The organism is Testudinibacter sp. P80/BLE/0925 (assembly GCF_053570785.1).
The window spans coordinates 1458762-1483862 of the sequence record NZ_CM131636.1; the positions used below are offsets into that span (position 1 = coordinate 1458762).

At 48.1% G+C, this 25101-nt stretch carries 26 protein-coding genes; 18 read left to right on the forward strand and 8 right to left on the reverse strand.

Annotated features, from left to right (window positions below):
• Window positions 1-2 precede the first annotated feature (2 nt).
• The 7 genes from nrfC (at window position 3) to ACWA5Z_RS07125 (ending at window position 6747) form a co-directional block, all read left to right on the forward strand.
• Complete coding sequence (gene nrfC, locus ACWA5Z_RS07095) at window positions 3-623, forward strand: cytochrome c nitrite reductase Fe-S protein (RefSeq protein ID WP_449343133.1); 621 nt, start codon at window positions 3-5, stop codon at window positions 621-623.
• Window positions 620-1582 (forward strand): cytochrome c nitrite reductase subunit NrfD, encoded by a 963-nt coding sequence (nrfD, locus tag ACWA5Z_RS07100; protein ID WP_431050948.1) that lies wholly within the window; start codon window positions 620-622, stop codon window positions 1580-1582. The genes nrfC and nrfD overlap by 4 nt, the downstream gene beginning before the upstream one ends.
• Before the next feature lie 62 nt (window positions 1583-1644).
• Window positions 1645-3561: a heme lyase CcmF/NrfE family subunit gene (locus ACWA5Z_RS07105; protein ID WP_431050950.1), complete on the forward strand. Its 1917-nt coding sequence runs from the start codon at window positions 1645-1647 to the stop codon at window positions 3559-3561.
• Window positions 3558-4124 (forward strand): DsbE family thiol:disulfide interchange protein, encoded by a 567-nt coding sequence (locus ACWA5Z_RS07110; RefSeq protein WP_431050952.1) that lies wholly within the window; start codon window positions 3558-3560, stop codon window positions 4122-4124. Before ACWA5Z_RS07105 ends, ACWA5Z_RS07110 begins: the two co-directional genes overlap by 4 nt.
• Before the next feature lies 1 nt (window position 4125).
• On the forward strand, window positions 4126-5181 hold the full coding sequence (nrfF, locus tag ACWA5Z_RS07115) for a heme lyase NrfEFG subunit NrfF (protein WP_431050954.1): 1056 nt from the start codon (window positions 4126-4128) through the stop codon (window positions 5179-5181).
• A gap of 43 nt (window positions 5182-5224) precedes the next feature.
• On the forward strand, window positions 5225-6442 hold the full coding sequence (locus ACWA5Z_RS07120; RefSeq protein ID WP_431050956.1) for a BaiN/RdsA family NAD(P)/FAD-dependent oxidoreductase: 1218 nt from the start codon (window positions 5225-5227) through the stop codon (window positions 6440-6442).
• A gap of 89 nt (window positions 6443-6531) precedes the next feature.
• On the forward strand, window positions 6532-6747 hold the full coding sequence (locus tag ACWA5Z_RS07125; protein ID WP_431050958.1) for a helix-turn-helix domain-containing protein: 216 nt from the start codon (window positions 6532-6534) through the stop codon (window positions 6745-6747).
• 258 nt (window positions 6748-7005) lie between these two features.
• On the opposite strand, the gene ACWA5Z_RS07130 is transcribed toward ACWA5Z_RS07125, so the two are convergent.
• Complete coding sequence (locus tag ACWA5Z_RS07130) at window positions 7006-8769, reverse strand: DUF3413 domain-containing protein (RefSeq protein WP_431050960.1); 1764 nt, start codon at window positions 8767-8769, stop codon at window positions 7006-7008.
• A gap of 19 nt (window positions 8770-8788) precedes the next feature.
• Entirely contained in the window at window positions 8789-9010 is a 222-nt protein-coding gene (locus tag ACWA5Z_RS07135) for a DUF1414 domain-containing protein (RefSeq protein WP_431050961.1), read from the reverse strand.
• A 135-nt stretch (window positions 9011-9145) separates the two neighbouring features.
• On the opposite strand from ACWA5Z_RS07135, the gene yejK reads away from it, so the two are divergent.
• Together yejK and bamE are read left to right on the forward strand one after the other, a co-directional pair.
• Window positions 9146-10168, forward strand: a complete 1023-nt coding sequence (gene yejK / locus ACWA5Z_RS07140; RefSeq protein WP_431050963.1) for a nucleoid-associated protein YejK — start codon at window positions 9146-9148, stop codon at window positions 10166-10168.
• A 68-nt stretch (window positions 10169-10236) separates the two neighbouring features.
• The gene (bamE, locus tag ACWA5Z_RS07145) at window positions 10237-10656 is read left to right on the forward strand and encodes an outer membrane protein assembly factor BamE (protein ID WP_431050965.1); all 420 of its coding nucleotides are present in this window, start codon (window positions 10237-10239) and stop codon (window positions 10654-10656) included.
• 114 nt (window positions 10657-10770) lie between these two features.
• Here the strand turns inward: bamE and ampD are convergent, their stop codons facing one another.
• Window positions 10771-11328 (reverse strand): 1,6-anhydro-N-acetylmuramyl-L-alanine amidase AmpD, encoded by a 558-nt coding sequence (ampD, locus tag ACWA5Z_RS07150; protein ID WP_431050967.1) that lies wholly within the window; start codon window positions 11326-11328, stop codon window positions 10771-10773.
• Between the two features lie 110 nt (window positions 11329-11438).
• On the opposite strand from ampD, the gene ACWA5Z_RS07155 reads away from it, so the two are divergent.
• The 4 genes from ACWA5Z_RS07155 to ACWA5Z_RS07170 are packed head-to-tail and all read left to right on the forward strand — an operon-like array spanning window position 11439 to window position 15180.
• Window positions 11439-11879 (forward strand): prepilin-type N-terminal cleavage/methylation domain-containing protein, encoded by a 441-nt coding sequence (locus ACWA5Z_RS07155; protein ID WP_431050969.1) that lies wholly within the window; start codon window positions 11439-11441, stop codon window positions 11877-11879.
• 21 nt (window positions 11880-11900) lie between these two features.
• Window positions 11901-13286 (forward strand): GspE/PulE family protein, encoded by a 1386-nt coding sequence (locus tag ACWA5Z_RS07160; protein WP_431050971.1) that lies wholly within the window; start codon window positions 11901-11903, stop codon window positions 13284-13286.
• Complete coding sequence (locus tag ACWA5Z_RS07165; protein WP_431050973.1) at window positions 13286-14476, forward strand: type II secretion system F family protein; 1191 nt, start codon at window positions 13286-13288, stop codon at window positions 14474-14476. The genes ACWA5Z_RS07160 and ACWA5Z_RS07165 overlap by 1 nt, the downstream gene beginning before the upstream one ends.
• Window positions 14476-15180: a prepilin peptidase gene (locus ACWA5Z_RS07170; protein ID WP_431050975.1), complete on the forward strand. Its 705-nt coding sequence runs from the start codon at window positions 14476-14478 to the stop codon at window positions 15178-15180. The genes ACWA5Z_RS07165 and ACWA5Z_RS07170 overlap by 1 nt, the downstream gene beginning before the upstream one ends.
• Window positions 15181-15303: 123 nt before the next feature.
• Here the strand turns inward: ACWA5Z_RS07170 and ACWA5Z_RS07175 are convergent, their stop codons facing one another.
• Window positions 15304-16074, reverse strand: a complete 771-nt coding sequence (locus ACWA5Z_RS07175; RefSeq protein WP_431050977.1) for a TOBE domain-containing protein — start codon at window positions 16072-16074, stop codon at window positions 15304-15306.
• Window positions 16075-16279: 205 nt separating this feature from the next.
• On the opposite strand from ACWA5Z_RS07175, the gene modA reads away from it, so the two are divergent.
• The 3 genes from modA (at window position 16280) to modC (ending at window position 19026) form a co-directional block, all read left to right on the forward strand.
• Window positions 16280-17047, forward strand: coding sequence for a molybdate ABC transporter substrate-binding protein (modA, locus tag ACWA5Z_RS07180; RefSeq protein ID WP_431050978.1), 768 nt, complete (start codon window positions 16280-16282; stop codon window positions 17045-17047).
• A gap of 179 nt (window positions 17048-17226) precedes the next feature.
• Window positions 17227-17952 (forward strand): molybdate ABC transporter permease subunit, encoded by a 726-nt coding sequence (modB, locus tag ACWA5Z_RS07185; protein WP_431050980.1) that lies wholly within the window; start codon window positions 17227-17229, stop codon window positions 17950-17952.
• A 3-nt stretch (window positions 17953-17955) separates the two neighbouring features.
• Complete coding sequence (gene modC, locus ACWA5Z_RS07190) at window positions 17956-19026, forward strand: molybdenum ABC transporter ATP-binding protein ModC (RefSeq protein WP_431050982.1); 1071 nt, start codon at window positions 17956-17958, stop codon at window positions 19024-19026.
• 119 nt (window positions 19027-19145) lie between these two features.
• Here modC and frdD read toward each other — a convergent pair whose 3' ends face one another.
• Genes frdD through frdA form a run of 4 tightly spaced genes read right to left on the reverse strand, consistent with a single transcriptional unit; the run spans window position 19146 to window position 22440 of the window.
• On the reverse strand, window positions 19146-19487 hold the full coding sequence (frdD, locus tag ACWA5Z_RS07195) for a fumarate reductase subunit FrdD (RefSeq protein WP_431050984.1): 342 nt from the start codon (window positions 19485-19487) through the stop codon (window positions 19146-19148).
• A 10-nt stretch (window positions 19488-19497) separates the two neighbouring features.
• Window positions 19498-19896: a fumarate reductase subunit FrdC gene (gene frdC, locus ACWA5Z_RS07200; protein ID WP_431050986.1), complete on the reverse strand. Its 399-nt coding sequence runs from the start codon at window positions 19894-19896 to the stop codon at window positions 19498-19500.
• Between the two features lie 10 nt (window positions 19897-19906).
• Window positions 19907-20632 (reverse strand): succinate dehydrogenase/fumarate reductase iron-sulfur subunit, encoded by a 726-nt coding sequence (locus ACWA5Z_RS07205; RefSeq protein ID WP_431054311.1) that lies wholly within the window; start codon window positions 20630-20632, stop codon window positions 19907-19909.
• 20 nt (window positions 20633-20652) lie between these two features.
• On the reverse strand, window positions 20653-22440 hold the full coding sequence (frdA, locus tag ACWA5Z_RS07210; RefSeq protein WP_431050988.1) for a fumarate reductase (quinol) flavoprotein subunit: 1788 nt from the start codon (window positions 22438-22440) through the stop codon (window positions 20653-20655).
• A gap of 485 nt (window positions 22441-22925) precedes the next feature.
• On the opposite strand from frdA, the gene epmA reads away from it, so the two are divergent.
• Both epmA and bacA read left to right on the forward strand, forming a co-directional pair.
• Window positions 22926-23897, forward strand: coding sequence for an elongation factor P--(R)-beta-lysine ligase (gene epmA / locus ACWA5Z_RS07215; protein ID WP_431054312.1), 972 nt, complete (start codon window positions 22926-22928; stop codon window positions 23895-23897).
• A 136-nt stretch (window positions 23898-24033) separates the two neighbouring features.
• Window positions 24034-24837, forward strand: coding sequence for an undecaprenyl-diphosphate phosphatase (bacA, locus tag ACWA5Z_RS07220; RefSeq protein WP_431050990.1), 804 nt, complete (start codon window positions 24034-24036; stop codon window positions 24835-24837).
• The last annotated feature ends 264 nt before the right edge of the window (window positions 24838-25101 follow it).

The following is a 25101-nucleotide window of genomic DNA, read 5'->3' on the forward strand; positions in this document are numbered from 1 at the left end:
TGATGACCGGAAAACCCGCACAAAGTCTGGCTCAGACTTTGACGATTAACGAAGTACGTTATGGCATGTTGCACGACGAGAAGCTCTGTATCGGTTGTACCGCATGTATGGACGCTTGCCGTGAAGTCAATAACGTGCCTGAAGGGGTATCACGTCTGGAAATCATTCGGGGAGAACCGCAAGGGGAATTTCCTGACGTCACCTATGAGTTTTATCGCCATTCCTGTCAACATTGCAGCAATGCGCCTTGTGTGCATGTTTGCCCGACGGGGGCATCGTTTATCGAGGCTTCCACCGGTATTGTTGACGTGAAGGCGGATCTGTGTGTCGGTTGCCAATATTGTATTGCCGTGTGCCCTTATCGGGTGCGTTTCATTCATCCTAAGACCAAAGCGGCGGATAAATGCAATTTCTGCCGTGACACCAATTTGGCAAAAGGGCGTCTGCCGGCCTGTGTCGAGGTTTGCCCGACCAAGGCATTGACCTTTGGCAATCTGGATGATCCGAACAGCGAGATTTCACGCCAACTCCGTGAAAAACAGGTGTATCAAACCAAAGTCGAGTTAGGGACCAAACCGAACTTGTACCATGTTCCGGCTAAAGCAGGGGAGATCAGACGATGAACAGTCCATTCCACTTCCCGTCGTTAGTATGGGACGAAATTATTGCGATTTATCTTTTCCTATTAGGGATTTCCGCCGGGGTTACTTTATTGGCGGTGCTGCTAAAACGCAGTTCGGTTTTGGCAGGAAGTGATGTCAGCCGCAATAACGTGATTCGCAGTGCGGCGATCATCGCGCCGGTGAGTTTGATTATCGGCTTGACGATTTTGATCTTCCACCTAACCAAACCATGGACATTCTGGATGTTGATGTTTAATTATCAACCGCAATCGGTGATGTCAATGGGGGTTATGCTGTTCCAGGTTTATATGTTGTTCCTGTTCTTATGGCTGGCTATCGTGTTCAAACACCTGCTGGCGGACTGGATTGATCGTTATATTCCTGCGCTCGCTTTTGTGAAGAAAATCATCAACGCGATCGAGAAATGGTGTAACCCGATTGAATTAATTTTGATTTTGTTATCTGTTCTGCTGGGGGCGTATACCGGTTTCTTGCTCTCGGCGCTGGTCAGTTATCCGATGTTGAACAATCCGGTGTTGCCGATCCTATTTTTGGCTTCGGGCACCTCTTCCGGGATTGCCGCACTGTTGCTGGCTGCGGTCTGGTGCTGCCGGGAATCAACGCATTCCGCGTCGGTTTCGTTCTTACATAAGTTTGAAACGCCGGTGGTATTACTCGAAATCTTCCTGCTGTTTGCCTTCTTTGTCGGTTTGTATTTTGGCGGCGGACAAAAAACCGTGTCAATGGTGACGGCAATCGGCGGCGGTTTCTGGGCGTGGGTGTTCTGGATCGGCGTGGTGTTGATTGGGCTGTTGTTACCGTTGTTACTCAATGCGGTCAGCAGCGCAGAACTGAAACACCGCAAAGGCTTTATCATTTTCACCGCACTTTGCACCTTGTTCGGCGTATTCTGCCTACGTTTCTTTATCCTTTACACCGGACAAATGACGTTGGCTTGATAAGTTGTTAGAATAGCGGGATTATTTGGCGTTAATCCCGCTTTTTATTTGAGTGAAACAAAATGCTTCCAGAATTCGGTTATTTTGCGTTAATTTGCAGTCTTGTCACCGCACTTTTGTTGTTGCTGATACCGTTTTTGCCGCAGCGAGCGCGTTTTTTATCGGCTACCACGCCGCTGTCCTCCTTACTCTTTTTCTTTGCACTGGCGGCAATATCAATTCTAGCCTACAGTTTCGCCCGCGATGATTTTTCAGTATTGTATGTTGCTTCCCATTCCAATACGGAATTGCCGTTGCTATTTAAGATCGCCGCAACCTGGGGGGGGCATGAAGGCTCGATGTTGTTCTGGCTGGTGACTTTGTCATTATGGACAATGCTGTTTGCCGTGTTCAACCGCTCGGCAGAGCGCTTGTTTAGCGCTCGGGTTGTGGCGGTGCTTGCCTTGGTTTACACCGCACTTTGTCTTTATACCTTGGTTTTATCCGATCCGTTTGAACGCTTGTTCCCGGCACCGTTTCAGGGGCGTGATCTCAATCCGATGTTGCAAGATATCGCACTGGTGTTTCACCCGCCGTTACTTTATCTCGGTTACGTCGGTTTTGCATTGAATTTCGCCCTGTCGATTGTGGCGCTGTTGTGTAAAACCGATAACCGGATTTTTGCCGGTTACAGCCGAAGCTGGGCATTACTCAGCTGGGGCTGGCTCACTTGCGGTATTTTACTTGGCGCATGGTGGGCATATTATGAGCTGGGTTGGGGCGGCTGGTGGTTTTGGGATCCGGTCGAAAATGCCTCCCTCATACCATGGTTGCTCGGTTTGGGTTTAATCCACAGTTTGATCGCTACCCAACGACACGGCTTATATCCCTACTGGAGCTTGCTGTTATCGCTGTTGGCATTTTCTGCGTCATTATTGGGAACTTTTATCGTGCGTTCGGGGGTGATCACTTCGGTTCATGCCTTTTCGATTGATCCGTCGCGTGGTTATGCACTGTTGGCGATGTTTTTCCTGTTTAGCGGTTTGGGCTTGGCGGTGTTCGCTTTCAATGCCAAGCTAAGCGAAGTGCGGTCTAACCCGCATTGGTTTTCACAACCGACGGCATTATTGTTACTGAATATTCTGAGCGCGATTGCGGCGTTCAGCGTGCTGTTAGGCACATTTTACCCGTTACTGTTCAGCACCTTTGGGTTCGGCTCGATCTCGGTCGGCGCGCCTTATTTTAATACCATTTTTACGCCGTTAGTCCTGCTGAGTTTGTTGATGATGTTATTGTGGCTGAACGGACGCTGGCTTTTCTGGCGACGGTATCTGCTGAGTTTGCTGCCGGCATTAGTTTGCGCTTACGGGGTGATCGCCTGGAATATTTGGCTGGACTCGTTAAAAACGTGGCAGTGGCTGCCGTTTATGTTTGTCTTGCTAGGATTTTGGCTGTTGTTCGGTTTATTGTTTGCGGCATGGCGCAGCTATCGTCAACAGCGCTTTATTACCGCACTTCCGATGTTATTCGGGCATGGCGGAGTCGCGCTGGTGGTGATTGCGGCGATAATGAGCGGGTATTACGCTTCTGATCTGGGCATAAAACTCGCCCCGGGAGAAAACGCACAACTGCATGGTTATCATTTTGATTTTAAAGCGAATGAATACCGCCTTGCGGCGAACTACACCACCGATACCGCCCGCTTACGCGTCACTCATAATGGCGAGCAATTTGATTTATACCCGGAAAAACGTTTTTATGATATTCGCAACAGCATGATGAGCGAAGTGGCATTAAAAAGCGGTATTTTGGGCGATTTATATGTGGTATTAGGCGATAAATCCCCCGAGCAGCGGTATTCCTTCGGCTTCCACTATAAACCGTTGATTCAATGGCTGTGGCTCGGCGGCTTGCTGATGGCATTGGCGGCATTTTTGTCGATTGGTTTGCGGCGCTACGTTAAGCCGGACACCCAAGTCAACCATAAGGAAGCCGCATGAAAAAACGGATAGCCTTGTTTCTACCATTATTCGCCCTGTTGGCATTAGGGGCGATGTTGTTGCTTGGTTTGCAGCGCGACCCATCACAATTGGCATTAGTGCAACAAGGAAAACCCTTGCCGGAATTCCAATTACCGGATTTGCTACATCCGACACAACAGATTGATAACCGCACTTTGCCGAAGCAACCGTTTTTACTCAATGTGTGGGGCAGCTGGTGTCCGAGTTGTATTACTGAACATCCGTTTTTAATGCAGTTACAACGGCAGGGATATCTGCTTTACGGCTTGAATTATCGTGACAATCCGCAATCGGCGCGGCAGATGTTAATCGCGAAAGGCAATCCGTTCGCGAAAGTATTGAATGACCGCGATGGCAAACTGGCATTGGCGTTGGGCGTGTATGGCGCGCCGGAAACGTATTTAATCGACGGCGACGGCATTATCCGTTTCCGTTATGCGGGTGAATTGGATCAAACCGTGTGGCAACAGCAGTTTGTGCCATTACTACAACAATTGTTGCAACAATTTCCGCCTTCACTTTCAACGGCAAGGGGGCAATAACATGTGGCATAAATTGAAAGTATGCGGCGTGCTGTTGTTTGCTCTGCTAATCGGCGCAACAGGTTACGCTGAAATTGTGGATACTTACCCGTTTCAATCAGCAGAAACACGGGTCAGAGCGGTCAATCTGGCGAAATCATTGCGCTGTCCGCAATGCCAAAATCAGAATCTGGTCGAATCCAATTCGCCGATAGCCTACGATTTACGCCTTGAAGTCTATAAATTAGCCGACGCAGGCGTGAGCGATCAACAGATTGTAGAACAGATGACGGCACGTTTCGGCGATTTTGTGCGCTACGATCCGCCTTTCAAAACAACCACTTGGCTGCTATGGGGCGCGCCTTTTGCTTTGCTGTTGTTGGCTGGCGTTTTATTATGGCGTAAAGCAAAAGGGCAAGTGCGGTCTGAATTAAAGCGGCAAGCGGAGGGGCAAAGTGCGGTTGGCGCAGTCTGCTCGGCAGAAAAAGTAAACCCCTCTCGTTTTAATTTTTTGTCTATTTTCGCTGTTACCGCGCTTATCGGAGCAAGTGCGGTGTTCGTCTACAGCCTGAGCGGACGTTGTAGCGCTTGGCAGCAAGGGGCAACACTGAAAGCACAAGTGGTGCAAAGCGGCGGCGAACAGCGGCAACAATATCGGCAAGAGTTGCAAAATGCATTGCGTGCCGATTATAACAACGGCGAAAACTGGTTTCAGTTGGGGCTGAATTATTTGCAAGCGGAAGAGTACGCCAATGCGTTGGAATCGTTCACCCGTGCCGAATATCTGCTCGGCGCAAACAGCGAATTACTTGCTGCCGCCGCAACCGCACTTTACTATCAAGCCGACAAAAAATTAACCGATAAAGCCAAAAAATGGCTTGAGTTATCGCTACAGCAAGATCCAAACCAACTGCGCGCCTTGTCGCTGCTTGCAGCCGACGCGTTCGGGCGCGGTGATTACACCCAAGCCCGGGTTTACTGGCAGCAGATTTTAGACAGCAATCATCATGATTTGGATCGGCGCAGTTTGATTCAAAATTTGCAAGCGGCAGAAATGTTAGGCGGAATGCAACATTAAATTGCGTTATAATCGCCTTTTTCAGTTGAGAGATGGGCAAGCAATGCAAAAAACAGACTATGACGTGGTGATTATCGGCGCAGGGGCGGCAGGTTTATTTTGCGCCGCCCGTTTGGGACAAGCCGGAAAATCGGTGTTGGTGCTGGATAACGGCAAAAAAGTCGGGCGCAAAATTTTAATGGCGGGCGGCGGCTTCTGTAATTTCACCAATTTGGATGTCACGCCACAGCACTATCTCAGCCGCAATCCGCACTTCGTTAAATCTGCGTTGGCACGTTATACGCAATGGGATTTCATTGCGCTCGTTGCCGAACACGGCATTGCTTATCACGAAAAAGAGTCGGGACAACTGTTTTGCGACAACAGCTCACAGGACATTGTCGATTTATTGCTGAAAGAGTGCCGAAAAGGGCGGGTTGAAATCCAATTGCGCCAGCAAGTCGGTGCAGTCGAGCAAGTGGAAAATGCCGACAACAGCCAAGTGCGGTTTCGCTTGCAAAGCAACGGTAACGTTTTACGCTGTCAAAATCTCGTGGTGGCGAGCGGTGGTCTTTCCATGCCGGCGTTAGGTGCCAGCGCCTTCGGTTATAAATTGGCGGAGCAGTTCGGCTTAAACGTCATCGCACCGCGTGCCGCTCTCGTGCCGTTCACTTGGCGCGAACAAGACAAGCCTTATGCGCAATTAGCCGGCGTATCCTTGGCGGTCAATGTAGAAGCGCAATCCGGCAAACAGTTTTGCAACCAAATGTTGTTCACCCATCGCGGACTTTCCGGCCCGGCGATGTTGCAAATTTCCAACTATTGGCAACCGAACCAACCCCTTACGATTGATTTATTGCCACAGCAAAACATCAGCGATTATCTATGCGAACTGCGCCAAACTTCGCCGAAATTACAACTAAAAACCGCACTTGGGCGCATTTTGCCGAAACGTTTGGTGGAATTGTGGCTTGAACTGGAACTATTCGATGATCAAGCGATTGCGCAACTCTCCAACGTGCGGTTGCAGCAACTGGAACAGCTTATCCACCACTGGCAATTCGACCCCAACGGCACGGAAGGCTACCGCACCGCCGAAGTCACCTTAGGCGGTGTGGATACCGCCGCCATTTCCTCCAAAACCATGCAAGCCAATGCGATTCCCGGTCTGTATTTTATCGGCGAAGTGCTCGATGTCACCGGCTGGCTCGGCGGCTACAACTTCCAATGGGCGTGGAGCTCGGCGTATGTGTGTGCCGAGGGGATTGTTGCGCAAGCCTAAAATTTTAAGTGAACACGGCATAACCGCCGGCGAACCCTGTCGTCACAAATTGGACCGAATTTGAACAAACAGTATTTAGTGCCGAGGAAATGAGAGAAAGCGATTTGCGGATTGCTTTGATTGGCGAACTAATCCGCGCGAGGCAAAAGCTCGGTGTTTCGCAGAAAAAATTGGAAGAACTCAGCGGCGTGAAGCAACCGGTGATTGCACGCATTGAAAAAGGTACATCAGATCCACAATTAAATACCTTATTAAAAATGCTTGCGTCACTCGGTAAAACGATTGCGATTGTTCCTCTGCCTTAGCAGGTTAAAGTGCGGTTAAACCGTACTCAAGCTGATGACAAAGTCTCTTTTTCTAATAATTTCCCTCCCTCCGTATACGGAGGGAGGTGTCCGAAGGACGGAGGGAGGCATAAATCATTTTAATTAATATGTTGCATTTTCATATTACCCCTCCCTCCCCATTTTTCTTGCGAAAAATGGTACTCCCTCCGCACGCGGAGGGAGAGAAGTCAGTTTGTCTACAATCTGAGTGCGGTTAAACCGCACTTTGGTTTGCCATCAGCGCAACAAGAAATTCCTGTCGCGGCTAAACACTTGCAGGAATAGTGCCAACGGTGGTTTTTCCGAGGCTAGCGGTTGGTAATCGCGGCTGTATTTTTGATATTCGCCTTGAGAATCAATATGATATTGTTCACCATTATTGGTGATAATCACATTCCAGCGTTGGTTGGCAACAAATACCCAATCTGCACGGGTGCCGTCGAGGTTAAACAGATCATCGCCTTGTGTATAATCCGAAAGTGGATTTTGCGCGTTAAAAATGTGTTCCATCAGTGTTGGCACAAGATCCATTTGCGAGCTGATATGGGTGATTTGTTGCGCCGATTGATTCGGCAAGCGGATCAGTAGCGGCACTTGAATCCGATCACGTCCGAAATAATTGGCGTTGCGATTGTTTTCCACTTGATAGGAATAACCCTGATCTGCGGTTACGATCACCACCGTATCCGCCGCCAAGTGCGGTAGGATTCGGCTTAACTGACGATCAATTTCAGTTAATTGGCGACGGTAATATTGCTGCTGTTCGTTCGGATCAGTCGCTGAATAATTGGTCATCACGCCCAATAAATCATATTGCAGATAACTAAACCAGCTTTGTTTATCGCTCTGTTTTTGATACCAATTCAGCCATTGGCGGGTCGTTTGCTGATTGGAGGCATTGTTGAAAGACAATGCATGTTGTTTAAACAACGAACGGTTGTAAAGTGGTGATTTGACCGGCGCGGTCACGAACAGACCGAAACGGTAATCCAACTGCTGCATGCGTTCGACCCAGACGGAGGCTTGGCGTTGGCTGAGCAGGCTGTCGAAATAATTGGCATTTAAGCCGTAAAACAGGCTGACCAACGCCCCGTTCTGGCTATTGCCGCCGCTGTAATTTTGTTGGAAATCCAGTGCGCTTTCACGTAAAGCCGAGAGCGACGGCATGGTTTCCGCTTGGATCGCATCATAGCGTAAGCCGGCAATATTGATTAACAGAATATTGGGTTTTTGACGCTGCTGCGAAAATTGCAGGGCGTGTTTCGGATAATCCAAATAAGGTGCGTCTAAGCGTCCGCTGCGGCTGAGCTGATCTTGATGTTGATCCCGATTAAGCAGCTGGTTTTTTTCTAAGAATTTACGCGCCGTCATCGGGTAAGAAAGCGGCAAATTGGCTTTTTGCACCGTGACCGGACGGTAAAAATAGGCATCCGCCCAAGCATACAGTAAGTGTGAGCTGACAAAGCAAAACATGAGAAAATAAGCGGCTTGGCGGATCCATTTTTGCCGTTCCAAGCTGCGCAATTTTTCCCACGACCAGCGTGAAAACAGCATGACGATCAAAAAAATCGTCGGCATTGGCACAAAGAACCGTTCCCAGTTACGCGCCAAATCGCCATTGTCGGGATTGATCAAAATGTCCAAAATCAGCACCGATAAATGCAGATGGAAACGGTTGAAAACCTCGCTATCCAACAGTAGCAGGGTTAACCCCAAAGTGGATAGCACCACCCCGACAGCGCGAAAAGTGTAAGGATTTTTAATCAGAAAACTGAGCGGGAACAGGATCAGCAGATACAGGGCGAAGACAATAAAGCTGAAATGCCCGAGAATATTTAAAAAGAAATAGACTTTGCCAATCAGCGTTGCCGGCCAATCGGCGATAAAGGCGTAACGTGAGCCGATAAGAATCGCCGCAATAATATTGAAAAACGTAAACCAATGCCCCCACGAAATTTTTTGTGAGGTGGATTCCCAATATTGGCGCGGAATTTTCAGCATAGTTCGGCCTAAAGTACGGTTATTCGTGCGGTTTGAGCGAGTTTTTCAATGCATGGCAAAACGCGTCGACTAACGCTTGCTGCTGATTGCGCCCCACACTGGAATATAATAAGTTGGTGACCGTATTCCCTAACGCCATCAACGACAGATCGACCGACGCCTGATGTTTTTCCAACACCGCTGCCAAATCGTTTAATAAGGCCTGCACTTGTTGATCGCTGTATTTTGATTGTGTTGCCATAACTTTTGTCACCCATAATGTTAAAGGAGAGGATTGTTGGCGATATTAGCATATTTTTCAGATTACCGCTAAAAAAGCGAGGCGGAATTGCGTATAATAACGCGGTTTTCAATCCCCAAAATAAACGGATAACCCATGAGTATAGAAGTTAAACAGATTATTCTGCACCAACTGTCATTAAGCGAAAACCAGGAAGCGGAAAATGAACGCTTGCTCACGCGTTTGCGGGCGCAACTGCTACCGGTCAGTGATGAAATTCAGCAAATGATGTTGCAACTGCACCAGAATTATCAAGGCAAGGCGCAAGCATACGGCGTATTCCAAAACGAATCGCAATTTGCGCGCCAACTGAACCGTTTTTTAGAAAATGAACTGACATTTCTCGATTTCAGCCAGCAAAGCGCCGGGCAACTGGCAAAAGAGTTGGGCAAATATGCCTTTGCCGAGAGCGGCACTTTTATTTTCTGCGAATATACCTTTTTGGCGACCGATTATCTGTTTATTGCGCTGCTCGACAGCCGTTACAGCATGTTGGTGGATGATAAGCTCGACATTCGGCAGACTTCGTATTTGAATATCAGCCAATATGATATCGCGGCACGGATTAATTTAACCGAGTTGCAACTGTCCGCTTCTTCCACCCGTTATTTGAGTTTTATAAAAGGACGCGTCGGGCGTAAAGTATCTGATTTCTTTATGGATTTTTTAGGTGCGGATAGCGGCTTTGATCCGAAACAGCAGAATTTAACCTTGTTACAGGCAGTGGATGATTTTTGTCAACAGGGCGAATTGGATGTCAAACAAACGCAGGAAGTGAAAAAGCAGGCGTTTGATTATTGCAAAGGGCAATTAAAAGTCGGTGAAGAAATTATTTTACAGGAACTTTCCGACAGTTTGCCGAGTCTAAACCAGCAGGATTTCGGGCAGTTCAGCCGTGAACACGAATATGAATTGGCAGACAGTATTCCGCCGGTATCGGGCGCGTTAAAATCGCTGACCAAATTTTCCGGTTCGGGCAAAGGCGTTACCCTGAGTTTTGACGCAGTTTTGCTCAACGAACGCATTGAGTGGGATGAACAGAATGATAGTTTGACGATTAAAGGTTTGCCGGCAAATTTGCGTGATCAGCTGCAACGTTTTGCCAAGTCCGACGCTTAAATATATTGGCATTTTTGTTAACTTTAGGTATTATCCGTAACAATTCAGAATAAAAAGGTAGAAAAAAGATGAGATTGAAATCTGTTTTAACGATTCTTTTGCTCAGTATCAGTGTCACCTCGTGCTCGTTATATAATAAATTGGTTTATCGGATTGATGTGCCGCAGGGTAATTATTTGCAAGCCGAGCAAGTGGCGCAGTTGCAAAACGGGATGACGCAGGAACAGGTGCAGTATCTGTTAGGCACGCCGTTATTGACCGACCCATACAGCAGCTATACTTGGTACTATGTCTATCTGCAACAAAAAGGCTACGAAGAGCCGCAGCAACACACTTTGACGGTGAATTTCAACCAACGCGGCGTAGTCAATGATTTCCATTTGGACAAGCCGTTGCCGGAAACCCAAAATTCGGACATCAAGCCGTTAGAGTTAGAGGAAAATAAGGGCTGGTGGCAATCGGTGAAAGACTTTTTTAGTTTTTCATAATAAGTATTAGATGAAAAATCCGTTACAAGCGATTGTAGCGGATTTTTTTCGTTCATCTTAAAGTTGCTATCGGGTTTCGCCGCAAGGCGAAAATATCAGATCGCAAAACAAAAATTAAAGCCCTCCCAAATACCGCGCCCAATTAAAATATTTCCCCGGATCGATTTTCCGCCCGGGGGAGATGTCGCAATGTCCGACGATCCGCGCTTTAGTGATTTGCGGATAAGTTTGCATTATTAACGGAGTCAAGTGTTGCAAAGTGCGGTATTGCGCTTCGCTAAACGGTTGATTGTCCGAGCCTTCCAACTCAATGCCAATGGCAAAATCATTGCATTTTTCCCGCCCCTCAAAACAAGACAAACCGGCGTGCCAGGCGCGATCGTGGAAATTGACATATTGCGTAATTTGCCCTGCGCGGTTGATCAAACAATGTGCCGAGACGCGTAAATCCTGAATTTCAGCAAAATAAGGATGTGCGTCGGGATCTAATTTCCCTTGAAAAAAACGGTCAATAAAATCGCCGCCAAACTGCTCCGGCGGCAGGCTGATGTAGTGAATCACCAACAGAGAGATATCCCGTGGTTCGGGGCGTGAATCAAAGTGCGGTGAAACAAGTCGCCGTACCGGCGCTAGCCAACCGTTTTCAATCGTTTTGGGACATAAATTTGTCATTTTGCGATCCGAATTCCAATAATTGTTGCAGGCTTTCGCTTTTTTGCCTGAATTTTGTAACCTCTCGTGTGCCAATTATACACAAAGGCTAACCAAAATCAGGAGGAAATATGTTGGCAAAATCTCAATGGAAAAAAGGCTTTACGTTAGTGGAACTGATGATCGTGATCGCAATTATCGCAGTCTTGGCGACGATTGCCATTCCGTCGTACCAAAATCACACGCGCAAGGCGGCATTATCCGAATTATTGCAAGCCTCGACGCCTTACCGCGGAGAGGTTGAACTTTGCATTTATAACACCGGCGCGACCACCAATTGCAGCGCAGGCAGCAATGGCATTCAGGCGAATAAAGCGGAAACCAATAAATCAAAATATATCAAAACGATTGAAACCGCCGGCGGAAAAATCACGGTTACAGGGCGCGCCAGTTTAGAGGGTTACAGTTATGTCATGACGGCAAGTGGCGGCAACGGTTCGGCAATTAGCTGGTCGGTGGCGTGTAACGGTTCGGATACCTCGATTTTCCCAAGCGGTTTTTGTTCTCAGTAGTCATGATATAAGGAAAGTGCGGTGAGTTATCAGTTAACCAGTGCCGACGGGCGGTTTTTTCAGATTGAAACCGCACTTTGGCAGAAAAATTGTCAGCAGCAAGCGCTGTTATTGCGCTATTTTGCCTTGCCGTTGCAGGAAGAGGAAGATTGCCTATGGCTCGGGGTGGAGTCGGATCAAAATCTCAATGCCGCTGAGGTTTTCGCCTTTTTGCACGATAAGGCGGTTGAGGTTGTGGTGTTGGAAAGTGCGGTGTTGAAAGCCGCCCTGCAACAGCTCTCGCCGCAAGCGGATCAAGTGCAGGACTATGCGCAAGCGGTATATCAATATCAAATCCAGCCCGAGGCGCAAACCACGCAGGACGAGCCGATTATTCAGTTGCTGGAGCAACTGTTTGAACAAGCCATGGCACGGCGCGCGTCGGATATTCACCTTGAACCGAATGGCGACGGCTTGCAAGTGCGGTTTCGGATTGACGGCGTGATGACGCTGATTCAGCAGATCAACCGCACTTTTGCCGCGCGTTTGATTTCGCGCGTCAAGCTGTTGGCACAGTTGGATATTGCCGAAACCCGCTTGCCGCAAGACGGTCGCTTTCAATTTAGCACCACCTTTAATGACGTGTTGGATTTGCGCCTGTCGATTTTGCCGACCCGATTGGGCGAAAAGGCGGTGCTGCGTTTACAACAAAATAAACCGGTTACTTTGGCATTTTCCGAATTGGGCATGAACAACGCGCAGCAACAGGCATTTGCGCAGGCATTGCGACAACCGCAGGGCTTGATTCTGGTGACCGGTCCGACCGGCAGCGGCAAAAGCATTTCGCTTTATACCGCACTTAACAGTTTGAATAGCCAAGAAAAACATATTTTGACCGCAGAAGATCCGATTGAAATCAGCCTGGATGGCATTGTACAGACACAGGTCAATTTAGCCATTGGTTTAGATTTCAAACAGCTGCTGCGCACCTTTTTGCGCCAAGATCCCGATGTGATTATGTTGGGGGAAATCCGTGATGAGGAAAGTGCGGTGATGGCGATTCGCGCGGCGCAAACCGGGCATTTAGTCCTTTCGACATTGCATACTAACGACGCGCCGTCGGCAATTGCACGTTTGCAGCAGTTGGGGGTAAAGGAGTATGAAATCGCCTCCTGTTTATTGTTGGTGGTGGCGCAGCGCCTATTGCGGCGGCGTTGCGAATGTCAAAACGGGGATTGTGCTCAGTGCCAGCACGGATACGCAGGACGAATCGGCACTTATCAGTTTTTAACACCGCACTTTACGCTTTCGGATTTCAGTTACAATCTGGATTTCGACAGTTTGTATCAAAGCGGGGTAGAAAAAGTGGATAGCGGCATAACCGACTACGCCGAATTGCACCGCGTGTTGGGGCGTCGGGAGGCGTAATGGCGGAATACCAATGGCGCGGATTGAATGCGCTGCAATGCGAACAGTGTGGCAGCCTGTTGGCGGAAAACCGCGAAGAAGCGGAAGCGATTTTATTGGCGCGCGGGTTGCAGCAACTGAAAATACAGCGTAATTGGCGTTGGTCGAAGCGCGTGAAAGCAGCGGAAATTAGCGAATTAATGCAACAAATGGCATTGTTGCTGCAAGCGGCACTGCCGCTAAAAAATGTGTTGTTGATCTTGCAGCAGCACTGCCAACAGGAAAAATTATTGCATTGGTTGCAACAATTATTGCACGGGATTGAAAGCGGCTATAGTTTTTCGCAGGTGTTGCGGCACAACCCGGATTACCTGAGTGAACGTGATCGCCAATTAATCCGTATCGGCGAAGCCAGCGGGCGTTTGGCGCAAATTTGCCGGCAAATTGCCACGGATAAAGCCGAACAATTGGCGTTACAGCGCAAATTACAGAAAATCTTACTCTACCCGTTGATTGTATTGGCTGTTTCGCTGGGGTTAACCGTGTTGTTACTGTTATTTATCGTGCCGCAATTTGCCGAAATGTATCAACAGAATCAACAGCAATTACCGCACGTTACCCGTATGTTGCTTGCTCTTTCGCAGACGTTGCAGGATTATGGCGGACGTTTGTTGCTATTGCTGATTTTATTGATTGGCGGCGCGCAATATGCGTATCGCCACAATCGCCGGTTTCGCGCGCTGATATTTGCGCTATTGCAAAAATTGCCGTTGTTTGGGCGGTTATCGCAGCTGGGTAATCTGGTGGATTCCAGTCGTAATCTGGCGCTGATGTTGCAAGCGGGGATTCCGCTAAATCAAGCGTTGCACACATTTTTACCTAGCGATGAGAGTGCGCCAAGCGTATTGCAACAGGATATTGCGCAAAGTCTGCAATTATTACAGCGCGGCTATCGCTTTTCGCAAAGTGTCAGCAGCCGTTGGTTTCCGCAACAGGCGCAGCAAATGTTGGTTGTCGGTGAGCAGAGCGGCTGTTTGGCACAGATGTTGCAGCATATTGCTGATAATTACCAGCGCCAATTGGATCACCAAATCGATCTGTTGTCGCAACTGCTTGAACCCTTGTTAATGCTGCTGATCGGCGGTTTAATCGGTGCGGTAATGCTAGGCATGTATCTGCCGATTTTCGATATGGGGGCGATGTTGGGTTGATGTTTGCCAATCTTATTTTGTTGCTGCCGATTGCAGCACTGTTCGGCTATTGGGTGCAGCGTTATACCAATGATTTTGCGTTGCGTTTTAACCGCATTTTGCATAACCACTATCAAGATTACTATGCGCCGCTGTTGAATATCACGCTCGCCCCGCACAATCAATGGTTATCGCCGTTAAACAAACCCTGGCGTTATTTGCCGTTGAGCTTTGTTGTGATTGCGCTGATGATCAGCACCGCGCAAGCCCCGTTGTTACAACAAATTTGGTGGTTATATTGTCTGGCGATACTGACGGCAATTGCGCTAGTGGATTGGCACTACCGCTTGATTTCAACCCTGATGTGCCAACAGTTGTTGCTATTGGCACTGTTCGGCGGTTGGCAGCAGCTTGCCCTGATTACACTCGCCGAAAGCGTACAAAGCCTGTTGCTTGCATTATTGTTTATCAGCCTGTTTTTCATGCTGAGCCGTTGGTTTTATCAACGGGAAGTGTTCGGCGAGGGAGATTGCTGGCTGGTAACCGCACTTGCCGCTTTTTTTCCGGCGGAGGATTTGCCGTTATTGTTATTACTGGCAAGCAGTTTCAGCTTACTCTGGATTTTCATTCGACGAATATGCGGGCATGAAAGTCATCGGCATTGGCGGCAACTGGAACTGCCTTTTGCTCCGAGTTTGGTTTGCGCCGCACTGATTTTGTATTAAATATCCAGTGATATTGAATTGAACGACCTTGATTTGCATTATTCAAAGTAGCAACCGTGTTTCCTGTTTTTTGGAAATACGGTTGCTACTTTGTCTCATCAGCTATTTTTGCCAATAACAAATTTACAACGCCAACAAAATAATTTTCTGCGGCTCAATGCTGACATACACCGTTTCGCCGATCTGATAGTGTTCGCTGTCTTGATAGCTGGCGCACAGTTCGATATTTGGCGTGATACGGATTAGGGCTTCATTGCCGTTTTGCTGTTGCCGAAGTGCACTGATTTCCCCTTGAAAACGATTGATTGCGGCAAGTGGTTGGTGTCGCAAGGTCAGCCACGGCGCTTTGAACATCAGCAATAACTCTTGTTGCGCTTGCAATTGCAGGCGTTCGCAACTGGCTTGGGTGATGGTGGCGGTGACGGGGTCAGGCAAGCCGTTGACTTCTATTTCAACATTCGTATTTAATCCTTGCGGACGTAAAGCGCGCACATGACCGATTAACTGGTTACGCGCGCTGCTTTGCAGACTGAATTTTGCCGTTGCCGACAGCAGGCTGGTGAGCGGCACGCTTTCGTCTTGCAGAATACGAAATGCACGCAGTTGGGTTTGTTCCAACAATTCATACAGGCGCAACAGGCGCTCGGCATAGGCGGTAAGACGTGTGCCGCCGCCTTCTTTGCCGCCGCTGTTGCGCTGCAATAACGGTTTCGGGCTGATTAAATCCATCGCATTCAGGTTATCCCACGCGGTTTTATAACTCAGTTGGCAGCGTTTCGACGCCTGTGAAATTGAGCCGCATTGCTGAATGGCTTTTAATAATGCAATCCGTCTTGGATCAACAAACAGCTGCTGTTGCAGTTTGACGCTTAAATCCATTTCAATATCAGCCATAATCATCGTTCCGTAAAAATGTGATCGTATTGGTATTTTAAAACAAAACAGACGATAACAATAGGCATTCGGGCTGGACATCATCGAATAACGCTATATAATTTTTGCTATAACGTGGTGTTTGTCGCGATAAACAGAACAGCCGTTATATCAATTATTGCCCGACGATGTTATTTATTCTAAAGAATCGACTTTTGGAGATGTTATGTTGAAGTATCTAAAAAAATCCTTGTTATTGTTAGCGCTTGCCGTATTTTCTTTGCCCAGTTTTGCTCAACAAAAATTGACCGTATTTGCCGCCGCCTCGATGACCAATGTGTTGCAAGAATCGGCGGAAACTTATAAAAAACAGCAGCCGGGCAGTGATATTGTGTTCTCGTTTGCGTCGTCTTCGGTGTTGGCACGCCAAATTGACGAAGGCGCCCCGGCGGATATGTTTATTTCCGCTAACCTGAAATGGGCGGATTTCTTACAGCAAAAAGGCAAGATTATTGCGGATTCGCGTGAAATTATCGCAGGTAATAAATTGGTGATGATCGCGCCGAAAAGTGCGGGGGAACTGAAATTCGATCTGAATAACGATCAATGGCTGAGCTATTTAGGCAAAAACTTTTTATCGGTCGGCGATCCGGAGCACGTTCCGGCGGGGATTTATGCCAAAGCGGCATTAACCAAATTAAATCAATGGGATAAAGTGGAAAAACAACTGGCGCGCGCGGCAAATGTGCGTGCGGCATTAACACTGGTTGAACGTGGCGAAGCGCCATTGGGGATTGTGTATGCCACCGATGCCGCCGCCAGTGACAAAGTACAAGTGGTCGGGGTGTTTCCTGACGGCAGCTACGAAGCTGTGGAATATCCGGCAGCGATTGTCAGCGGACACGACAGCCAAGCGGCGCGTGATTTCATGGCATTTTTACGTTCGGACGCAGGCAAAGTGATTTTGCAAAAATACGGCTTCAGCGTAGAATAATCGCTTAGGCAGTGTAGGGGCGGATTAGATATCCGCCCGAACCGCACTTTGCATTTTTTATTATGGATTAAATGCTTATACCGCACTTCGTAAACGGGCGGATATCTAATCCGCCCCTGCTTTGTTATAGTGCGCATGTTAACCGCACTTTTATTTAAACAATTTATCAAGGAACGCTTTTGATCGACAGCATAATCCAAACCCTCAGCCTGAGCCCGGCGGAAATCAGCGCCATTCGGCTCAGCTTGAAAGTGGCGTTGTTTGCCATGTTAATCAGCTTACCGTTTGCAATTTTTGTTGCTTGGCTGTTTGCCCGCTATGATTTTTACGGTAAAAACCTATTGGACGGCATTATTCATTTGCCGTTGGTGCTGCCGCCGGTGGTGATTGGTTATCTGTTGTTGGTTGGTTTCGGGCGCAACGGTTTCATCGGCAAATATCTGTATCAATGGTTTGATTTCAGCGTGGCGTTTAGTTGGCGCGGTGCGGTGCTGGCTTCGGCGGTGGTGGCGTTTCCGTTGGTGGTGCGTGCCATTCGCTTGGCGTTGGAAAATGTCGACCCGAAATTGGAACAAGCGGCGCGTACCTTGGGCGCGTCGGCGTGGCGGGTGTTTTTCACCATCACTTTGCCATTATCCTTTCCGGGCATTCTCGCCGGTTTAGTGTTGGGTTTTGCCCGGTCATTAGGCGAGTTTGGCGCAACCATTACCTTTGTCTCGAATATTATCGGCGAAACCCAAACCATTCCGCTGGCGATGTACTCTTTTATCGAAACCCCGTCGGCAGAGGGCGCGGCGGCGCGTTTGTGCATTATTGCGATCATTATTGCCTTGCTGTCGTTGGTGTTGTCCGAATGGTTGGCGCGGCGTGCAAAATATCGACTGGGGCAGAACGAGCAAGGATAAAAAATGCTTGAAATTCATGTTAAAAAACAGCTTGGCAGTTTGGCGTTAAGTGCCAACTTGCAAATTCCGTCCAACGGCGTGACCGCACTTTTCGGCTTATCGGGCAGTGGCAAATCGTCGCTGATTAATTTGGTGAGTGGGCTGTCCACGCCCGATCAAGGTTATATTCAGCTTAACGAGCGCACGTTGGTTGATACCACGCGCAACATCAATTTGCCGCCGGAACAACGCCATCTTGGCTATGTGTTCCAAGACGCGCGTCTGTTTCCGCATTACACGGTGAAAGGCAATTTAGCCTACGGCATGAAAAAGGTCAACAAAGCCGTTTATCAAGAAATTATCGAATTATTGGGCATTGAGCCTTTGCTGAAACGCTATCCGCTCACCCTGTCCGGCGGCGAAAAACAACGGGTGGCGATAGGCAGGGCGCTGCTCACTGAGCCGGAATTATTGCTAATGGACGAGCCGTTAGCCGCACTTGATCTGCCGCGCAAACAAGAGTTGTTGGATTATCTCGATCGTTTGGCAAAAGAGATTCAAATTCCGATTCTGTATGTCAGCCACAGTTTAGACGAACTGCTACGCTTGGCGCAGCGGGTTATTTTAATGCGGCAAGGCAAGGTGGCGGCATTTGATGAATTGGAAAACATTTGGCAAAGTGAGCATTTCTTACCGTGGAAAGGGCAGGCGGCGCAACGGCAACAAAGTGCGGTTTTCAGCTTGCCGATTGAAATGCACCACCCGCTGTATCAAATGACGGCGTTAAATTTCGCCGGACAGCCGTTGTGGATTCATGCAGTGGCGCAGAAAAATGTCGGCGATTTGGTGCGGATCTGCATTTACAGCTCCGATGTCTCGATTATTCTCCAACCGGCAAAGGGCAGCAGTATCCGCAATGTGTTGGCGTGCCAAATCACTGAAATAGAAACCCAAGCGCAACAAGTGGAAGTGCGGTTAAACGCCGATGGTTTGCAGTTCGGCGCCTCAATCAGCCGCTGGGCATTGGCGGAATTAAAACTCTCGGTCGGCATGTGGGTGTATGCACAGGTGAAAAGTGTGTCGGTGGTGGCGTAGCCGTTTGACGGAAATAGGCGGGTAGCTAAAAAATGCGCATTCTTCATTGCAAAAAGCAGGGCGGATTAGATATCCGCCCTGCTTAGCTTTAGTAATTATTGTGAGGTTGTAAAGTGCGGTTAGATATTAATCACCGCAAAGAACACCAACACCGAATACAGGGAGGCTAAACCGTAGAAGATCACGCCGCTTGCCGGGATATGCAGTTTGAAATCGTGCATACCGTGGTGTAAGCGGTGCATGCCAGCCCACATCGGGAAGATTGCCACGGCAAGCAAAATCAGTTTGCCGATAATACTTTGCGCAAAGGCGACCATGTTAGCGGAATCGACTAATCCCAGCGGGTAGAGGAATAACAGGATTAATGCCAACACCGGAAAAACAATGGCACTGATGGTTCCGCCTGCGCCGAATAACAGCCATACCACAGGTTCATTGGAACGTTTTGGAGCTTGTTTCATCGTTTTCCTCCTAGATATATACAAGAATTAATGTCAGCATAGAAACCGCAGCGGTGATCACCCACATCAAGCCTTTAATGGCAGATTGCGGCACACGTTCGTTTTTGTAGATCAGGTTTAACGCTTTCGGGGTTAAGCCGAACCACGTCACCGTATTGAATACCACGCCTGCCATCGTAATCACGCTGAGAATAATCACCAACGGATTTTTCAGGAAGGAAACAAAACTGGTTTCAAAGGTGCCGTTACCTAAGCATAAGAAACCGTAAAGCAGAACGATACAGAACCAAATGGTCGGAAGTGCGGTGGATTCGCGCAAAATATACATTTTGTAGAAATCCAATTTTTTCCACCAATCGGCTTTGACTTCACGCACGTATTTATTGCGTTTGCTGGTTGTCGTAGTCATTCTTTTCTCCTTACTTTTGCGGTTTCAGCATGGCAATAACGTAGTCTTTGGCCGACTCGACTTTGCCTTGGTTGACACCTGCCGCCGGATCAACGTGTTTCGGGCAGACTTCCGAGCAGTAGCCGACGAAAGTACAAGTCCACACGCCGTTTTTACCGTTCATGATTTTTAAGCGCTCGGCTTTGCCGTTGTCGCGGTTATCCAGGTTGTAACGATGTCCCAATGTCAAGACCGCAGGACCGACGAACTCAGGATTCAAACCGAATTGCGGACAAGCGGCATAACACAAGCCACAGTTGATACACATTGAAAAAGTGCGGTATTTCTCCAACTGTGCCGGGGTTTGCTTGGTGCGTTCGCCCGGAGGCGCTTTATTGCCGATAATATACGGTTTGATTGATTCCAGACTTTCAATGAAGTGGCTGAGATCAACCACCAAATCGCGTTCAATCGGGAAGTTCGCCAAGGCTTCAACCCGCATATGACCGCTGTAGTCACGCAAGAAGGTTTTACACGCCAAACTCGGTTTGTTGTTCACCATCATGCCGCACGAACCGCAGATCGCCATCCGGCAAGACCAACGGTAAGACAGTTCGGGATCAAGCTGATCTTTGATATAACCCAGCGCATCCAATAACGAGGTTTGCTCGTCATACGGCACTTGGTAGGCTTTCAAATAAGGTTCTTTATCCACTTCCGGGTTATAACGAAGCACTTCAACGGTCATTGTTTTCATTGCTAAATTTCCCATTTCGCTTACTCCTTATTCGCCTTTGCTGCTTCTGCGGCTTCCGCTTCCGCACCGTACACCCGTTTCGCCGGTTGAGATTTGGTGATTTTCACATCACTGTATTCAATGCGTGGTGCACCGTCGGCATTGTAATAAGCCAGCGTATGTTTCAAATAGTTGGTGTCGTCACGTTCCACATAGTCTAAGCGTTGGTGCGCACCGCGTGATTCTTTCCGTGCAATCGCAGAAGAAGAAATAGATTGTGCCACGTCTAAAATCGTTCCTAATTCAATGGTGTAGAGAATATCGGTGTTGAACACGCTGGAACGGTCGGAAACACGCACTTTTTTGAAGCGCTCTTTCAGTTCGGCAATTTTATCCACGGTTTTCTGCATGGATTCTTCGGTACGGTAGATACCGCAACCTTCTTCCATTGAATCGCCCATTTCATCACGGATTTGCGACCAGTTTTCGTTGCCCTCTTGATCCAACAGCGCTTGTAAACGACCAACCACATCTTTCGCTTGTGCATCAACCGCGGCGCTATTCACGTTTTGGCTTTCGACCGCTCTTTGTGCCGCATATTCGCCGGCAACTTTACCGATCACCACCAATTCCGCCAACGAGTTAGAACCCAAACGGTTCGCACCGTGCAAGCCGGAAGAGGCGCACTCGCCCACGGCGAACAAACCTTTGATACGGGTTTCGGCTTGTTGGTTCACTTCGATCCCGCCCATGGTGTAGTGCACCACCGGACGTACCGGAATCGGGGCTTTCGCCGGATCCACGCCTTCATAGGCTTTCGCCAATTCGCAGATAAACGGCAGGCGTTCATGCAGGTATTTCTCACCCAAATGACGCAGATCTAAATGCACCACGTCCACGCCTTTGGCGGTTTTCAGGGTGCGCCCCAAACGCCACTCTTGCCAGAAGGCTTGCGAAACTTTATCGCGCGGCCCCAGTTCCATATATTTGTTTTCCGGTTTCCCGATCGGGGTTTCCGGTCCGAGACCGTAGTCTTGCAGGTACCGATAGCCGTCTTTATTGACCAAAATACCGCCTTCGCCGCGACAACCTTCGGTCATTAAAATCCCGGTATTCGGCAAGCCGGTCGGGTGATATTGTACGAACTCCATATCACGTAACGGCACGCCATGACGATATGCCATCGACAAACCGTCGCCGGTTACGATACCGCCGTTAGTGTTGAAACGGAAGGCTCGGCAACCGCCGCCGGTGGCGATCACCACCGCATTGGCATTAATTTGCACCAAAGTGCCTTCCATCATATTCATTGCGACCACGCCGCGGGCATGACCGTCATCGGTCAAAATATCCAATACGAAGTGTTCGTCGTAACGGATAATTTGCGGGAATTGGATAGAGGTTTGGAATAAGGTGTGCAACAAGTGGAAACCGGTTTTGTCGGCGGCGAACCATGTCCGTTCGATTTTCATGCCGCCGAAGCGGCGTACATTGACTTCGCCATCTTCACGGCGGCTCCAAGGGCAGCCCCAACGTTCCAGTTGGGTCATCTCAATCGGCGAATGTTCGACAAAATGTTCGACCACATCTTGTTCGCACAGCCAGTCACCGCCGGCAACCGTATCGTGGAAATGCTTGTCATAACTATCTTCAGATTTGATGACCGCAGCAGCGCCACCTTCGGCGGCTACAGTATGACTACGCATCGGATATACTTTTGATATTAATGCAATTTTCAGGTTAGGATTGGCTTCCGCCGCTGCGATTGCAGCCCGTAAACCACCGCCGCCTGCGCCCACAATTGCAATATCGACATTAACAGTTTGCACGATATTCCTCCAGTTCAGGTATGAGTAAAAGTAAATGATATAACGTCAAAAAGTAAAATGAATAAGGGTTTGCATTTTTGATCAAGGTCATTCTGCCATTTTTTTAATGACAACTTAATTGTTTTTTCCCAAATACGCCGAAAAAGAAAACGTTTCGTGATCTACCTCAAAAAAGTTAGTCGATTGAATAACTTACTTTTATGGTCAGGTATTCAGTCTCGCTGAAATGAAGATTCGATTGTCGCATGGCTGGATAATCGATAAAATGTGCACCTAATGTTTACGGGCAAGTAGATTATTGGCAAAGTCATTGATGAAGTAGCGTAGGGGCGGATTAGATATCCGCCCGTTTACGAAGTGCGGTATAAGTATTTAATCTGCAATGAAAAAATGCAAAGTGCGGTTCGGGCGGATATCTAATCCGCCCCTACTTTTGCAATTGACTATCTTGCCAATAATCGGACTTTATTTTGGATATCATAGTTATGATTTTACAACAGCAATGGCAGCCGAGCGCGCCGATTAAAAACATTATCGCCAGAGCGCGGATTACGGCGGAATTACGCAGCTTTTTCATTGATCGCGGGCTACTGGAAGTGGAAACGCCGATTTTAAGCGAATACGGCGTCACCGATGTGCATTTGTCGGTGTTTGAAACCCGTTTTACCGCGCCATTTCAAGCGCAGGAAAAACCGCTGTTTTTGGGCACAAGCCCGGAATACCACATGAAACGCTTGTTGGCGGCGGGTAGCGGCCCGATTTTTCAGATCTGCAAAGTGTTCCGCAATGAAGAGGCCGGACGCCATCACAACCCGGAATTTACCATGTTGGAATGGTACCGACCGCACTTTGATATGTACCGTTTGATTAATGAAGTGGATGACTTATTGCAACAGATTTTGGATTGCGAACCGGCGGAATCCTTCAGCTATCAGTTTATTTTTCAGGAATATGTCGGCCTCGATCCGTTGTCAGCGGAAAAAAGCGAGTTGATTAAAAAAGCCAAAGAACACGGTTTGGTCGGCGCGGAGAATGAGAATCGCGATACCTTATTGCAATTTCTATTCAGCCAAGTGGTGGAACCGAAAATCGGACAGGACCGACCGACGGCAGTGTACTATTTCCCGACTTCACAAGCGGCATTGGCACAAATCAGTTCGGAGGATCATCGGGTTGCCGAACGCTTTGAGTTTTATTATAAAGGGTTGGAATTGGCGAACGGTTTTAATGAACTGACCGACGCAAACGAACAGTTGCACCGTTTTGAACGCGACAACAAACAGCGCGCGGCAATGGGGTTGCCGCAACGAGAAATCGATCAACGGTTTATCTCGGCTTTACAGCAAGGAATGCCGCAATGTTCCGGTGTGGCGCTGGGGGTGGATCGGTTAATGATGATTGCGTTGGGGCAACAAGAGATTGCCGAGGTGATCAGTTTTGGCATTGAGTATGCGTAAGTCGGTTTTTGGCTAATCTCTTTTCCCCATTTTTCTGGTGAAAAATGCTACTTCCTCCGCTTGCGGAGGGGGGATCCGAAGGACGGAGGGAGAATTTATCAATCAATGAACAGGTTAATTCAAAAAAGGAAACAACATGTCAGAATTATTTATTGCTGCGATTTTAGGGATCGTTGAAGGCTTGACCGAGTTTTTGCCGGTGTCTTCGACCGGACATTTGATTATCGCCGCACATTTTTTAGGTTTCACCGGCGAAAAAGCGTCGACTTTTGAGGTGATTATTCAGTTAGGTTCGATTCTTGCGGTGGTGGTGGTATTTTGGCGCAAAATGTTCGGCTTAATCGGCATTCATTTCGGCGTCAAACCCGATCACAGCCAACCGCACTTGACCCTATTGCATATTATTTTAGGCATGATTCCGGCGGTGGTGATCGGCTTGGCGTTTCACAGCACGATTAAATCATGGTTCAATGTTGAAAACGTCATCTACTCTTTAGTCATCGGTGGTATTTTATTATTGATTGCGGAAAAATTCCGCCCGCGCGTCACGGCAAATACGGTCGATCAAATCAGCTATAAACAAGCGTTTGCCATCGGCGTGTTCCAATGTCTTGCCTTATCTCCGGGCTTCTCCCGTTCCGGCGCCACGATTTCCGGCGGCTTGTTGATGGGCGTGGGACGTCATGCGGCGGCGGAATACTCCTTTATGCTTGCCGTGCCGATGATGATGGGCGCCACCGTGTTGGATCTGTATAAAAGCTGGCACTTTCTTTCCCTCGACGATTTGCCGATGTTTGCCGTCGGTTTCGTGATGGCGTTTATCGTGGCGATGTTAGCGATTAAATGGCTGCTCAACCTGATTAGACGTATTTCCTTCGTACCGTTCGCAATTTACCGTTTTGTGGTGGCGATAGTGTTGTATTTTGTGTTTCTTTATTAATTAGCCATTTATCATCAACATAGTTAATCAAAAGAGCGGTTCGCTTTCTGATCTGCACCCCAAAAGTTGGACTAAATCTCCAACTCAGTAAGGTGCAGATTTTTATTTAAGACGTTATTTTGATAAAATTAATAATAACCAATCAAATCTTCTCAATTGTATTTTATTGTATAGCTGTCTTGTCTTGTCTTGTCTTGTCTTGTCTTGTCTTGTCTTGTCTTGTCTTGTCTTGTCTTGTCTTGTCTTGTCTTGTCTTGTCTTGTC

Coding starts and splice junctions, on each gene's coding strand:
- ACWA5Z_RS07165 (WP_431050973.1), top strand. CDS start 13,286: ATGGCGGAATACCAATGGCGCGGATTGAATGCGCTGCAATGCGAACAG.
- ACWA5Z_RS07120 (WP_431050956.1), top strand. CDS start 5,225: ATGCAAAAAACAGACTATGACGTGGTGATTATCGGCGCAGGGGCGGCA.
- frdD (WP_431050984.1), bottom strand. CDS start 19,487: ATGAAACAAGCTCCAAAACGTTCCAATGAACCTGTGGTATGGCTGTTA.
- epmA (WP_431054312.1), top strand. CDS start 22,926: ATGATTTTACAACAGCAATGGCAGCCGAGCGCGCCGATTAAAAACATT.
- ACWA5Z_RS07130 (WP_431050960.1), bottom strand. CDS start 8,769: ATGCTGAAAATTCCGCGCCAATATTGGGAATCCACCTCACAAAAAATT.
- ACWA5Z_RS07170 (WP_431050975.1), top strand. CDS start 14,476: ATGTTTGCCAATCTTATTTTGTTGCTGCCGATTGCAGCACTGTTCGGC.
- ACWA5Z_RS07155 (WP_431050969.1), top strand. CDS start 11,439: ATGTTGGCAAAATCTCAATGGAAAAAAGGCTTTACGTTAGTGGAACTG.
- nrfF (WP_431050954.1), top strand. CDS start 4,126: ATGTGGCATAAATTGAAAGTATGCGGCGTGCTGTTGTTTGCTCTGCTA.
- ACWA5Z_RS07205 (WP_431054311.1), bottom strand. CDS start 20,632: ATGAAAACAATGACCGTTGAAGTGCTTCGTTATAACCCGGAAGTGGAT.
- nrfC (WP_449343133.1), top strand. CDS start 3: ATGACCGGAAAACCCGCACAAAGTCTGGCTCAGACTTTGACGATTAAC.
- ACWA5Z_RS07110 (WP_431050952.1), top strand. CDS start 3,558: ATGAAAAAACGGATAGCCTTGTTTCTACCATTATTCGCCCTGTTGGCA.
- modA (WP_431050978.1), top strand. CDS start 16,280: ATGTTGAAGTATCTAAAAAAATCCTTGTTATTGTTAGCGCTTGCCGTA.
- ampD (WP_431050967.1), bottom strand. CDS start 11,328: ATGACAAATTTATGTCCCAAAACGATTGAAAACGGTTGGCTAGCGCCG.
- frdC (WP_431050986.1), bottom strand. CDS start 19,896: ATGACTACGACAACCAGCAAACGCAATAAATACGTGCGTGAAGTCAAA.
- ACWA5Z_RS07135 (WP_431050961.1), bottom strand. CDS start 9,010: ATGGCAACACAATCAAAATACAGCGATCAACAAGTGCAGGCCTTATTA.
- nrfD (WP_431050948.1), top strand. CDS start 620: ATGAACAGTCCATTCCACTTCCCGTCGTTAGTATGGGACGAAATTATT.
- bamE (WP_431050965.1), top strand. CDS start 10,237: ATGAGATTGAAATCTGTTTTAACGATTCTTTTGCTCAGTATCAGTGTC.
- yejK (WP_431050963.1), top strand. CDS start 9,146: ATGAGTATAGAAGTTAAACAGATTATTCTGCACCAACTGTCATTAAGC.
- ACWA5Z_RS07105 (WP_431050950.1), top strand. CDS start 1,645: ATGCTTCCAGAATTCGGTTATTTTGCGTTAATTTGCAGTCTTGTCACC.
- bacA (WP_431050990.1), top strand. CDS start 24,034: ATGTCAGAATTATTTATTGCTGCGATTTTAGGGATCGTTGAAGGCTTG.
- modC (WP_431050982.1), top strand. CDS start 17,956: ATGCTTGAAATTCATGTTAAAAAACAGCTTGGCAGTTTGGCGTTAAGT.
- ACWA5Z_RS07175 (WP_431050977.1), bottom strand. CDS start 16,074: ATGGCTGATATTGAAATGGATTTAAGCGTCAAACTGCAACAGCAGCTG.
- ACWA5Z_RS07125 (WP_431050958.1), top strand. CDS start 6,532: ATGAGAGAAAGCGATTTGCGGATTGCTTTGATTGGCGAACTAATCCGC.